8 protein-coding genes and 2 pseudogenes are annotated in these 13,176 nt (G+C 41.3%); 3 read left to right on the forward strand and 7 right to left on the reverse strand.

Going from position 1 to position 13,176, the window contains the following annotated elements:
• Window positions 1-3 precede the first annotated feature (3 nt).
• Window positions 4-724 (forward strand): annotated as a pseudogene (locus AC6I8Y_RS19670) (IS3 family transposase); the annotation flags it as partial.
• 441 nt (window positions 725-1,165) lie between these two features.
• Here the strand turns inward: AC6I8Y_RS19670 and AC6I8Y_RS19675 are convergent.
• The 7 genes from AC6I8Y_RS19675 to AC6I8Y_RS19705 form a co-directional block, all read right to left on the reverse strand.
• Complete coding sequence (locus tag AC6I8Y_RS19675) at window positions 1,166-3,742, reverse strand: Ig-like domain-containing protein (protein ID WP_498022787.1); 2,577 nt, start codon at window positions 3,740-3,742, stop codon at window positions 1,166-1,168.
• A 428-nt stretch (window positions 3,743-4,170) separates the two neighbouring features.
• Window positions 4,171-4,920, reverse strand: coding sequence for an outer membrane beta-barrel protein (locus AC6I8Y_RS19680; RefSeq protein WP_498022788.1), 750 nt, complete (start codon window positions 4,918-4,920; stop codon window positions 4,171-4,173).
• A gap of 1 nt (window position 4,921) precedes the next feature.
• Window positions 4,922-5,965, reverse strand: coding sequence for a hypothetical protein (locus AC6I8Y_RS19685; RefSeq protein ID WP_498022790.1), 1,044 nt, complete (start codon window positions 5,963-5,965; stop codon window positions 4,922-4,924).
• Window positions 5,962-6,684: a hypothetical protein gene (locus AC6I8Y_RS19690; RefSeq protein ID WP_498022791.1), complete on the reverse strand. Its 723-nt coding sequence runs from the start codon at window positions 6,682-6,684 to the stop codon at window positions 5,962-5,964. The genes AC6I8Y_RS19685 and AC6I8Y_RS19690 overlap by 4 nt, the downstream gene beginning before the upstream one ends.
• A gap of 9 nt (window positions 6,685-6,693) precedes the next feature.
• Window positions 6,694-9,471 (reverse strand): TcfC E-set like domain-containing protein, encoded by a 2,778-nt coding sequence (locus AC6I8Y_RS19695; protein ID WP_498022793.1) that lies wholly within the window; start codon window positions 9,469-9,471, stop codon window positions 6,694-6,696.
• A complete protein-coding gene (locus tag AC6I8Y_RS19700; protein WP_498022794.1) occupies window positions 9,468-9,989 on the reverse strand; it encodes a hypothetical protein in 522 nt (173 codons plus the stop codon). Before AC6I8Y_RS19700 ends, AC6I8Y_RS19695 begins: the two co-directional genes overlap by 4 nt.
• A gap of 67 nt (window positions 9,990-10,056) precedes the next feature.
• On the reverse strand, window positions 10,057-10,575 hold the full coding sequence (locus tag AC6I8Y_RS19705; RefSeq protein ID WP_498022796.1) for a hypothetical protein: 519 nt from the start codon (window positions 10,573-10,575) through the stop codon (window positions 10,057-10,059).
• 424 nt (window positions 10,576-10,999) lie between these two features.
• On the opposite strand from AC6I8Y_RS19705, the gene AC6I8Y_RS19710 reads away from it, so the two are divergent.
• Entirely contained in the window at window positions 11,000-12,337 is a 1,338-nt protein-coding gene (locus AC6I8Y_RS19710; RefSeq protein ID WP_498022798.1) for a hypothetical protein, read from the forward strand.
• Between the two features lie 547 nt (window positions 12,338-12,884).
• Window positions 12,885-13,175: pseudogene (locus tag AC6I8Y_RS19715) on the forward strand (transposase); the annotation flags it as partial.
• Between the last annotated feature and the right edge of the window lies 1 nt (window position 13,176).

The following is a 13,176-nucleotide window of genomic DNA, read 5'->3' on the forward strand; positions in this document are numbered from 1 at the left end:
ATGATAAGGCCGGTTAAGCAAATGATTCTAGATGTTCGACGTTACATGCCTCAACTCGGCACTCGAAAACTCTATTATCTGCTAGAAAACTAGGCATTAAACTAGGTCGAGATGCTCTGTTCGATTACTTACGTGACGACCAATTATTAGTTCGCCCCAAACGTAGCTTCATAAAGGCCACGAACAGCACCCACTGGATGAAGAAGCATCCTAACTTGCTTACAATCCAGAGGAGGTGTTAGTGAGCGATATCACTTACCTTCAATCTGAGGAGGGGGTTCACTATCTATCGTTGGTGACTGATGCGTTCAGCCGAAAAATTATGGGATATGAGTCAAGTAACGAGATGATGAAAACAACAGATGTTGTGAAGGCACTCGATATGGCCATAAAGAACCGGCAATATCATCGCTCGAGTATTCATCACTCTGACCGTGGCCTTCAGTATTGCTCAAATGTTTACCAAGAAAAGCTGAAATCGAGTGACATTAGACCTTCGAAGACAGATAGGTACGATTGCTATCAAAATGCTTTAGCAAAAAGAGTGAATGGCATACTAAAGCAAGAGTTCTTGCTTAATCGATGTAAGGGGCTTGATGAGCTTAAACATTCACTAAAAGAGTCAATCAGTATCTATAACAGTATGAGGCCGCATCTAAGCCTCGGCATGAAAATGCCAAATGAGGTGCATGAAAAAAGCCAACAGCTAACGCTGTTGGCTTAATGAAATACTGTCAACGTATTTTAGGACGAGACAGATACTAACAACAAGGCACACTGACTTCTTTTAAGACGAAGGTTGCGCTCTAAAAGAAGAGTAAATTTGATAACCCAGCGATTTATGGTGACATTGTCAACGGTGACACGACGTTCATTCCGTATCTCTTGAATTTCACGATAACTTAGCTTATAAGCTAAGTAGTACCGAATGGTTTCGAGGATAACTTCTGATGGAAAAGGCTCCTTTAAACATTCAAATTCATAGCGTTTAATCAACATTGCACTAGATCTTAACCTAAGGCTTCAAATTTGCGACAGAATGACAAAATCTCATTATTAGCTCAATATACCTTTAGAGGGCTCCCACCTCTCTTTACTTCGTTGACTACCTCAATGATTAGGATTGAAACTCCTAATCATCAAGATAGGTGATTTTATAAATAAATCACATCGGTTTTACACAAACGGTCTTAGATCGTATGACACTACTATAAGTGGCCGAAAGATCATCTAAGAATGGGAAAGAATTCATTTTGGTTATTCGTCCTATATTATAATAGTGTGCATATCTAGAATTACCCATGGAAAAATCTCCAATTTTTTCAAAATATTCAGCATCTAAGCTAAATTCGACTTCCCATCTGCTTTGGTCAACTACTAATGGCCTTAAGCCTAGATAGAATACAAATGTATCCGAGTCTAACGTAGCATTAGAAGTTTCAGAGGTATCACTACAACTACGACAAGAAATAGGCAAATTCATGTTATAAGATGCATTTACAACTGCATTTGCTATTGGATCATTTTGATATTCAAAAGAATCCAATGGTGGTGTTTGTTCCTTGAGTGCATATTGATATTCGGAGATCTCATCTGTTGTCAACAGCCTATAATCTTCACCAAATTCTGAACTGCAAAGATAATCAGTTACATCTTGAAAATCATCTCTCATGATAGTTTTTGCGGATATACGAACTTCCAAAGGCTCAGCCCATTGCCACGCCCCCCACGCGGTTTCAAGAACGTAGCTTGAATAGTCGTCGTTAGAATTGGTATGTCCTACCAAAATTCTACTAAAGTCACTACCAATAGATGTCGTTTCCGAGTTAGTTACATTTACCGACGCAATGCCATTCTCATTAGTCAATGCACTATTAGTTAACAACTGAACTGATTCTGAGTCATTTAAGTCTTCGGTAACACTAAAAGTGACAAGCGCTCCTTTAACTGGATTATTGTTAGCGTCTTCTACAGTAGCGTAAATCGGATAAGAATCACTACTTCCATTAGACCAGTTTGATACATCCAAAGTTGCTTTCGTGATTTCTGCGGTCGCAGGATCACCCACAAATCTCACCATTGTACATGTTTTTTGTAGTCCAATTTCTCCACATATTGTCAGATCCTTGGCAACATTACTCGTGATATTGGCCGTTGCTTTCCCTTCAATGTCGGTCACAACCGAGGTTGTCTCGACGTCGTCAACACTGACTGTGATCACTGAGCCGCCAATAGGATCCTCATCTTCACCAGAAAGGGTAAAGATTACAGGGGCAACATCAACACCATTTGCAATGATGTCTTCATTTACAGCTTGTACCTTTAACCCCCCCTCAATACAAGTGGCCAGATACGCCCCGCCCATATAGTCAGAAATGGCTCCATTATTTAAATCGACAAGTTTCGCTCCTCCGCCATTACTCGAGGCAATATATTGCTTTGAATCAGGCCAGTTGAACTGACTATGAACGCCTCCGTCACTCACATAAGTCTCACCTAAGTCTTTTAGTTCTTCTACGTCCGGTAAACGCCCTTTAGTACCACAGTAACGTTGCGCGAGGTTATTATCAAACAAAGCGAGACTAACTGCCGGAGTATAAGAATCATCGAGCAAAGATTCTTTGTACTCCACTCCTTGACCAACAGCCTCCTGTGACGTTAATGGCCCACTGAAGTACAGCGACTGGTGGCTGATTCCTTTCCATAGTGCAGTTGCATTCGAGTCGTATACTAAGACTTTCATTAATCCCATTGCGTAAGCACCATTATGGTCGGTGACCGCAAAAGACACATAATGCTCACCGAATTTTGATGTTTCAATGGTAAATTCGGTATTATACATGTCGATAGGGTTGGTTGGTACCGTCGAGGCGTTAAATGAATCGACATATATTAACTGGAATTTATCGCCATCAGGAGAGTCAACGTATTCTGCAACATCAATCGTTGCTGGTACATTGGTTTCAATAATATCAGGCCATTCAATATCGCTTTGTACCGTTAGACCTTCGTTAACTCGGCCTGCTACGGCTACATCCAATGTGCCAAGCAACACTTCACCAGAAGTGGAGTTAACGTAACTGAATAAAATACGCTCGATACCCTCAAATCCAGCTGGGGGTGTATAGGTAATAGTACCGTTTGCCGAATCAACACTGGCAGTATTTTCGCTATAAGGCAACGAGACAACATCACTAAGTGTAAAGCCGTCTCCAACGGTATAACCGCCTTGAAGTAAAAGTTGAGTTCGTACATTTACGTCAACTTGTTCTTCCACTAGTGTTGTTGCACTGATTATTGGCAGCTCGACTTCAGATATATCTCCAGTGGTCGTAACTGCTATTCGAGTAATAGCATCGTCGGTATACTTAGATGTAGTATTACTTCCTGCGACTGCCACCTGATAGCGGTAACTACAAGATTTACTGCTATCAGCCGTAATAGTGAAGCTTTGTTTCGATTGTTCCAGCGGCTGACATTCAGGTGCTGCCGACAAAGATGTAACATCAATTAAAGTGAAGCTATCATTGTTACTGACTGACACCTTATCAGAAAGGTCGACCTGATATCTGTCGACAAAATCAGTTACAAAGGTGGCATTTTGCGCGGAGATGCTGGTCGGAACTAGTGGTTCCGTAGAGCCACTATTTGAACCTTCACCGTCGCGGTTACAACCCGCAAGCACGAGTGCTATGCACAGCGTTGCAACAGGTAGTTTCCTTCTAAAAAGGTTATGGTGCATAGAAATGATTCCTATCGGTTTTTAAATTAGCACCCAAAGAATTTGACCTTCAATGAGTTAAAATTATCAAAAGAACAATATCTGAACTTAGAGGTTAGAAATTTACCTTTTTCAGCTGGAAATAATAAGGCATAGCACCCTCTAAAATAAAATGGCATGCCTACATTTCTCAACCTTTAATGACAAGAACCGTAGATGACAATAAAATCACAAAATGAGTACTTATCTGTTTTTTATTTTATAAAGCACCACAGATAATGAGTTAGCTACTTTTATTGAATCTTTAAAGACAAAGTAACATGCGTTAACACTCACTTACAGCTAAGTGAGTCAGTTCCCAGCCAATTAGCATACTGTTAGTGTATAAATATCATCTCGGTATTGGGCTACGTCCTAATCGTGATAGCCTTGTTTAACGAGCCCTGGTGCTATTTACATACCTCCCTTGAAGAAACCTTTACGCTTTCACCGGGATATACCAAATTTATGTCTCTGCCATTCAGTTGAGGGTTTAAATACATCAGTTGCGCCAAAGACATCTCATAAGTATCCGCAACTTTAATCAGAAAATCCCCCTTAACCAAAATGTAGGAGCGCTTTTCCATCTTGCAAATTGTTGGCGATGTAACTGTCACCGGCGGTTCGGCAGGCGCGACGATAGTGGGCGTTTCGTCCACAACCACTGGCTGAGAGCTTGGGAACCGGTACACCAACGATAAGTTGAGTGAATACAAGTTGTCATCAACTTGTTCGATATCGAAGATGCTCTGATAACTAACATCCGCCACCCAGTTCCGCGATAGCTGATATTGGATACCTAATTGGGCACTGGGGTTGAAGTCACTATCAATCAGGGATGCGCCTCCACCTACATAGACGGCAGCATAATCACTGACGGGATACTTCCAGTTGAGCCGTGCTGAAAACGCGTCCAGTTTAATGTCATCGTCACGTAGTAGATCGAAACTCTGATATCCGCCTTCAATAAATATCCCGTTCTCAAACTGAACACCAAGCATGGTCTCATAGCCCATCGCTTCGCTGTCTTTTTTGTTTTCACCAAGCACCGAACCATTAATACCGCCTTTTAGATAATACGTCGAAGGCTCGAAGAGTTGCTCAGCATTGACCAGCGAAGAGAATGCGGCGACCAGTGCGAATAGATAAGTCGATTTCATATTAAATCCCTGCTTCTAGTATAATAGTGACCGAATCCTGATAGGTGCCGGAAACCAACAATTCACCATCTACGTCATAGTCAAACTCAAGGTTAAACCTGATTGATGTGCCACCACTGCCTTCTGATATGGTGGTTTCCTGCTCCAGTAACGTCCCTTCCCGAACCAACGTCGTTTTACTACACTCCATACAGTTAATGCTGTACGGAATGGTGCTATCGGGCGACTGCATGTTGCTCATCTGGTAGTTTTGTGTTGGCATAGTCAGTACTAATCCATTCATAAAGTAACCATTGGCGGTAATTTCAAAGTTCGTAGTCGACGAGATCATTCGGGTCGAGGTGTCATAATTAGGTTCCATAACGCCATCTCCAACCACGGTAATGCTCTCTAGCTGAATTGGATCATAATTAAAGGTAAAAATCATTACATCGCTGATATTACGATAGGTTGGAATCCCTGCCGTATTCTCGTAATAATAGCGCGCTGTTATAGGAACCGATGCTGAATAGATCCCCTGTGATTTACCGCTAAGCCCCGCGATAATATCGTCTTCATTAATGCTGAATATTGGCCGAAAAAGAACAAAGGGTGCTGAGGGTGTTTCCGCCGACAACGTGGTTTGTGAGATACAGCCGACACTGCCATCCACACTCACCACTGAACCGGTAACAACGTCAGCGATGCCACACCCACCAAAGCTATTGCTACTTTGAGTGAAGCTGATCCCCATAGTGTTATATTGCATACCAGTGATTTGAATTGGAATCTCACCTGATTCTTCATTGCCATTGCCTCCTTTCAAGATAAAACTTGATGGTGGCGACGCGGCCAAAGTCCCTGCTGACCATGCGTTAACCGTACGAAGCGCTGGTGGTACCCCCCACTGACTGGGTACCATTTTTCCGCTGTTGGCGATGACATTGTCCCACCTGAGGTTACTTCCCTTCACATCACCTTTCACATAAAAGGCGCCATACGAATAGCTCGAGGTTAATAAAACACTGGCTACTAGTATGTAATGATACACTTTGTGCATAATCATTGACCTCGTTTAATCATGTCTGCTTTTGTATAGCCGCCATCATGTGAATTTACTATAATATTGAGTTCATCACGCTGAATCGTATCTAACAGGTTAAATGTTTTATCGCGCCCGGCAAGTACCGTAAATTTCTGTCGGCATTGCTTCGTCACCTGTGTATCACAACTGTCAACGAAAATATTGATCATAGTATTACTGCGATTTTTAACTTCCATGGTTTCACCATGATTGATTATATCATAATCAAATTTTGGCTGATTAGTCGGGATAATATATACAGGTGCAAACCCGTAATTGATCTCCACACCAGACTTTCCTCTTTCGCCTTCCTGATACTTACTTGGAATAAATGACAGCATAAACATAATGTCTTGTGAGTTATCACAGGAGGTATTGTGACACAGACTACGAATACCAATATCCTTTGCTTCTCCCGGTTTTAGCACCAACTTTTGATACGTTAGAGAAATTTTCCAATCAGCGATATTTTCTCTTGAATATCGCGTTTTATTGATATCGATTCCATTCTCAATGGTAACTTCATCGACTTCCGTATTAATAAAGATGGGAACATTCTGATCATTAGTCAGTGTAATAATTCCATTGCCCTTTTGGTCACCCACCACTATCATTTTGTCAACTTTAAAGGCATGCGACGGTATCGAATAACAGGCCACCATTAAACTCAGTAATGTTAATATAAATGTTCTAAACTGCATAATTATACCTTAATTGATGTTGGCTACCGGGTAGCTAATTGAGTCTGCTTTATACAAGCGTTTCGCCAATAATTTTATGCTTTCAATTTCCTTTTTATGGCGTGCGAGCATATCGACCATATCTGCGGTCTTGTGAGCAATATAAACCGCTTTGTAGTTCCCGATTTCTTTTTGAATCACCCTATAGCCCAGCGATTCGAGCGTTTCAACTGAACTGTTGAGTTTACCCGACTCTACAAATGCCCCTAAGAAAATAGCATTCAAGCTTTCATTATCCACTTCAATCTGCTGAACTTGGTTGCTATCTGCAATTGGTAAACAGTAATTTTGACCAAAGTTCAATTGACTCGTTGACGTGAACTCATAAGGAAGCAAGCACTGGCCTTTGTCTGAATAAAGTTCAAAGTTCAGCCCTTCAAGTACTGTGACACGATAAACGCTGTCAGCCATTTCGTTAACTTCGATACAACCATCACCCATGCAGGTCACTTTATCAATGGGCTGATCCGAAATATCGTTAAACGCGCTGACAAACGACACCACACGACTCACTTTTGGTTGTAAATTAAATACCGTGCCGGGGTGCGTATAGTCGGTTATTTTACTTTCACCGGAGTTATATAAATCAACGCTTTGTGAATCAAAGTTAACATCGTACTGGTTGTAGCTTCTTAACGGCACAATGCGCTCACTGTCATACATAATGGACTTACTGTTGGTTTTACCGTTTCTTGCCAGTGTCAAATAGCCTTTTTCTTCATTCTGGTTGCCGTTTTCTTCACTCATTTGGATGTCTTCAACATCGATCACAGCAAAGGCTTCTGCTTTATCTTTGGTCAAATGCAACCCGTCAGAAGTAACAATCTGACTGCTTGACAGGCCAACATTAATCCCATTCGAATGATCTTGTGTCGAAGTGTAAACCAACGCATTACCACTTGCATAAGCGTTCGAGCCATTGGCCGACAGAGTGGCCTCCTGATATAGATCATTCATATCGCGACTGTATGTGTTAGCCACTTCCAGCGATGTTCGAATGTCATCAGAGTCTATAAGGTCGTTCTTTCTCAACGATGTTCTGATCTGGTTTGGTCGAGCCGAATTAGTTGTCACGCTAGTTATCGCCTCAACCGAATCAGACAGCGGGATGCTCCAAAGCAGATTGATACTGGCATCGTCCGTATCTGAGTAGTCGACGTTGATATTCAGACGCGATTTCAGAATCGCCGGCGTACTGTAACCGACGGAAACCAGGTTACTACTTCGATCGTAATTTCCGTAACCCCACCCCCATTTATTGACTAACACCCTTTCATCATTACGAGTATAAATCGCGTACAGTGATCGGCCTCCACCAAAGTTATAACTCGAGTTAACCGACCAGCGTGAGTAGTCGGAAAAGCCATACATATGACTAGCAAGCGAATCACCTTTGTTATTATCTAACTCTTCATAGCTGACTCTGAACCAGGGCAACGCGAGGTTAAAGTTGCTGTGTGAGGCATTATCAAACCGATTATGGACCCCTTCGAGCATCAGGCCAGTATTGAGCAGGTTGTAAGTACCACCCACGGTAAGCATTGTCCCGACTTTAGACGCTAGCCCTCCCACTCCTAGTTGTAAACCAGAAGTGACTTGATAGTTCAATAACCCTTTCACATAAGCATCGTTATCAATCTCTTCAACATCGGTATCCTTGTAATCATAATAACTTTCATCAAACAAACCACCGCTGAAAGCGTAATCGAAACTGCCTGATGTCAGTGTATCATTGGTACTGTTATAAACCTGAAAGACCTGCAAGTTAACCACTTCTCCACCGCTGGACACCTCTACCGTAGCTTCATAGCGTCCTGAGGGTAAATCGTTGTATGATATCGACTGTTGCCCCTCAGCTACGTTGGCCTGATAAATAATGCGCTCATCACGCAGCACCTTGACAGTTCCACTGCTAGGCACGTAAAAACTCAACACTTTATTACTGTTTTTGCCGCCGACTAACAGCTTTTCTGAAGAGGCAAAGGTGATCGAATTTTGCGACATACGCGCAGTATTGTTGAGATAATCTGTAGAGTTAATCTCGGGATCATACTCAAAATGACCAACTTTCCAGGTGGATGCACCGACATCCAAGTTATATGACCCTTCGTATAAGACTGAGCTACTCTCTCCGTTCGTCAAATTAAAATCTGTTTTAAAGTAACCATACGGCAAACCAAGTACCGCTTTATCATTGAGGGAAATTACGGAGTCGCGGTTATCGTAGGCACTTAAATATAGGTCGAAAGAGTTGATCAAACCGTTTTCATTACTCTTTGCAGCATGATAGCGTTTGTCGTCGCTATTATTGGCATATTCGAGCACACTGGGCGAAACAAAAACATACACCTGTTGGTCATTATAATTTTGTACAATATCAAAGGTTTCCGGGTACAAGACACAGGCATCAAGTTTACCGGAACACAGTGATTGATCTTCCACACCTGCCACCAAGCGGTTAATAAATTCCTGGTGATAAGCCTTATCAATATTGTTATTGGTCAAGTACAGTTTGATCTGGTCAATTAATTTTTTATTATTCGGATCAACTTTCAAAGTATTATACGAACTTAAGACCAACATTGGGTCGAAAAACGTTCCATCCAAATTACGAAAGCGCACTGATGTTTCTTTCAATTTAAAGCTGTCCTCAAAGCCGCTTGGAATAGAGGCGGAAATACTTTCAATAGAATATAGCTGGCACATAATTGCTAGAGGAAGAATAGCGTATTTCAACTCTGTTTTCATATATCGACTCCGATTCGGAATTCTATTTCACCAGCACATTCAACAGGAATACCGATAGACACAATGTCAGTGAATGGGCTGAACGCTAATTCCACACTGTGTTCGCTGTATTTATTAATACCATCATCTGAGCTAAAATCGGTTAACTCAACGACATCATTCTGTTTCAGTGTTTGCCCATCAAAAGTGACGGAGACAAAATCGGTTTGCGGATTAATATTTCCCAAATAATCCAAGCAACTGGCACTGTTATTGACCAATGTTGAGGTATAAGCGACACTAGAAACTTCTTTGGGAATATCTGTACTGATTTTTAGAGTAGTGATTTGGTCACTAAATGCCGTTTTTTCATCGTTAACGTCAAGATTCAATTGCGCGGGCTCGAAAACCACACCGACAATGGAATCAACGTATAAGTTATTAATATCTATAGTTGTCGTCACCTGAAGCATTTCTTGTAGGGCACTACAGTTTGTGCTAATGGCCATTGCTCCAAGTAACATTACTGTTTTATTCATATCGATCACTAAGTTAAAGTGAAAAAAAGGCCTGCAATATGCAAGCCCTCATAAACAGACTAGCTAATTAAACTTTGGTAGCCATCAGCGTAACTGCTGCTTGAACGTCTTTACCGCCAACATCAGCTGCTAAACTTGCTGATTGAGATACTGTTAGACTAATTGATGATTTGCCTGGTACCGCATCGCCATTAAGTTCTACATCTGCACCATCGATCTGCACTTTCACTACCTGATCAGTTTGAGCAGAACCACCATAAGCGACATCTGCAGCCACCACCGTCCAAGAAGCATCAGTCAGGTCCCCCACCACTGGCGTAGTTGCATCACCAGTGTTTTCACGAGCTTCTAGAATGATCGCTGGCGAAACAAAAGTACCATCATTGTTTGGTGCTAGAGCACCAGACAGGCTATTTAGATTGCCGCCTAAGCCCGTAATAAGTAAAGAATCACCATTAGTCACTGTCGGCACTTTACCTGTCCATACAACAACTGCTGTCGGATCAACAGCCGCTTGTGCATTTACACCAACTGCCATGCCTGCAAGAGTCAGAGAAGTCAACATTGCCTTTTTGAAATTGTTCATTAATCGGTTTCCTAATTGAAATTATACATTTAATGATTTATGTAGTTACACTTCATTGTCGAAGTGAGATTATTATAAGTAAGAAAAACGCAAATAAATTAGCAACCATAAAAGATTCACGCCTCAACATGCCTAATTACTGCTATAAATAAAAATAATTATGGCGACAACTTGTCAAAAGAATAAATAGTTCACCTGACAATTACCTGATTTAGAAGGCGAATTTGGTTTTCAGTCCGCTCAAAGAGGGCGTCGCCTAAGAAGTTTTGCACTTCTAGCGGATGTTGTGAAAGATGTTCGCTCTATCAAAGAAATGGTCACTCATCAATAGGTTGCTACATGATTTTCATACACCATTGACAATAGCTAATTAATGAGTAAGGTCTGTATAGTAAATGGTTTTTAAATTATTTGGATTCTATAGATGAGAAATGTATCTCCGTTACTTGTGATGTTGGCTTGTTTTTTAATGGGTTCAGTGGATGCTTATTCATCTGAAGTGAACTTTACATCCGATATTAAGTTGATGAACGCGAAAGAAGAGCAAACACTGACAGGCATCAATAATAAGTATAATTATGACACTCGTTATGAAGAGTTGAATAATGAAATGTCGATGCATTCAGCTAGGGTTTGGCAGTATGTGAACAAACGTAATGATTACAATGAGATAGTTGACTACCTGACCAATAAGGTAGTCGCGATTGAGATAACGGAAAAAAACTCAGCATCGATTGATGATTTGGTAACGGCTATCAATGAAAAAAGCCGGCTAGAAAAAGAACTATCGACGTATCAAGATCTGAGTTCATCGTATGAGATAATAAAAGGTAAATATTCCGATCTTGAGAATGAAAAGAAAAAGATCAACAGCGAAAAGCTTAAGCTGTTAGACCGAATTATTGAAAGAATTAAAGGTGACATTCAACGTAGTGATATCAAAGGTACGTACTCGGGTGATACGAATTGCAGTAAAAACGCCACGATTGGACTCTGTTTATCTCAAAAGAGAGAAGTAATCGAAAACTTGATCAAGGACAGTCATTTGTTTTTAGGAAAAAGCAGTAATTTTAGGCGTTACGAAGTGGTAAACGCGAGTTTAGATATGAAAGGTCGTTTAACGTTTGAGGTAAGTTTTAGCGCAGTACCGACGTTTTCAAATAGCATTTATCATCAGTTGAATGATGTATTAAATTTTAAGTCGATTCGGATAGTGTTGAAATCCGATGTGGCTGCCAAATGGTTCGTGGATGGTCGACACGTGGGACAAGGTGAACAAATAGAAGTTGATTTGTCGTCGGGCTCTCATGGCATTTTAGCCACGTATCAAGGTAGTACGCAATCTTCGATTGAAGATATCTCGAAACCTGTGACTTTGAGTTATGCTTTAAACAAGGAGAGAGATAGTCAGTCAGTTGAGACACCTTCGCCAGTTGCGCAAAGTGACGGAGGCAACACAATGAAGACGTTTTTTACACAATCAATCTATACAAAAGAGAATGACGTTTATGTATTGATTGTCGATGAGCAAGGGAAACCGCTACTGAGTGATTGGTCGAGTTCAGTGTCGATATGCTCAAGTAACCAATTGGGTCGTATTGCAAAATATGAAGAATACATCAATATCATTGAAGGCGATGAAAAATATACCCGCCTCATTAAGTACAGCTTTAATACGTTGGATTTACGGACGGTATTGGTTCAAAGTGAAGGTTATATGAAACGGGAGCAATCGAAAGGAATTACGATATGTAAGCAATGAAGCCTAAGGTACGCTAACAAGAACAAACGTCTCAAGCCTCGGACAGAAAAACAAATAAAGGCCAGGGCTAGGTGATATGAACCGACCCAAGGACGAACGACCTATACTTATAGTCCGCCATTATCTGAATTTTCAGTTGCCTGTAGGATTTATTGAGCTGCTTAATGCTCTTTCGCAGCCAATGAAGCCTGACAAAATGCTTGAACTACGCATAGAGACTTCCTCGCTTTGCTTTGAGCAAAGGGAGGAAGTCAATACTGGACAGGGCATGTCGGGTCGGCGACACCTGTTCCCAAGTGCCGCCCTCCTAAGCACCGTACGTGCAACTTTCACTGCATACGGTTCAAGCCTCCGCTACGGCGTACTACGTTACCCAGCAACCTAAATAGCCGTTAAAGCAAGATCAAACCAAAAGTAATGACTTTCCTTTTCGGCTTCCTCTTTGCCGGGTAATCTTGGTACTGAGGAGGCCTTGTTGCCGAAATCGAATGAACTAAATCAATTTTTAGGAGCAGATAAAGGACATTAATTCACTGACTTTGATTTCATGCCGAAGGTTTGCTTTGAGACCACCAACTGGCGCAAGTACAACAACCCGCTAGTCAATCGAGGTTCACTCACATTTTGGATTGACTACGAAGCAATAACAGAGTGGAAACAATCTAAATAGCATAGACGTGGTAGAAGGAGATTGTTTAGTGACTTAGCTATCACGACTGCTCCCATGATGAAGCGCATCTTTTCCTTACCCTCAAGGGTGCTACAAGGTTTCATAGACTCCGTATTTAAATTAACAAATGTCCCATTGGTTTGTCCTCATTATACCTGTATCAGCCGTT

Source organism: Vibrio sp. KUL78, from assembly GCF_059725505.1.

Bases quoted from the DNA above. Each gene is read 5' to 3' on its own strand.
- AC6I8Y_RS19675 (WP_498022787.1), bottom strand. From the start codon at position 3,742: ATGCACCATAACCTTTTTAGAAGGAAACTACCTGTTGCAACGCTGTGC.
- AC6I8Y_RS19680 (WP_498022788.1), bottom strand. From the start codon at position 4,920: ATGAAATCGACTTATCTATTCGCACTGGTCGCCGCATTCTCTTCGCTG.
- AC6I8Y_RS19685 (WP_498022790.1), bottom strand. From the start codon at position 5,965: ATGATTATGCACAAAGTGTATCATTACATACTAGTAGCCAGTGTTTTA.
- AC6I8Y_RS19690 (WP_498022791.1), bottom strand. From the start codon at position 6,684: ATGCAGTTTAGAACATTTATATTAACATTACTGAGTTTAATGGTGGCC.
- AC6I8Y_RS19695 (WP_498022793.1), bottom strand. From the start codon at position 9,471: ATGAAAACAGAGTTGAAATACGCTATTCTTCCTCTAGCAATTATGTGC.
- AC6I8Y_RS19700 (WP_498022794.1), bottom strand. From the start codon at position 9,989: ATGAATAAAACAGTAATGTTACTTGGAGCAATGGCCATTAGCACAAAC.
- AC6I8Y_RS19705 (WP_498022796.1), bottom strand. From the start codon at position 10,575: ATGAACAATTTCAAAAAGGCAATGTTGACTTCTCTGACTCTTGCAGGC.
- AC6I8Y_RS19710 (WP_498022798.1), top strand. From the start codon at position 11,000: ATGAGAAATGTATCTCCGTTACTTGTGATGTTGGCTTGTTTTTTAATG.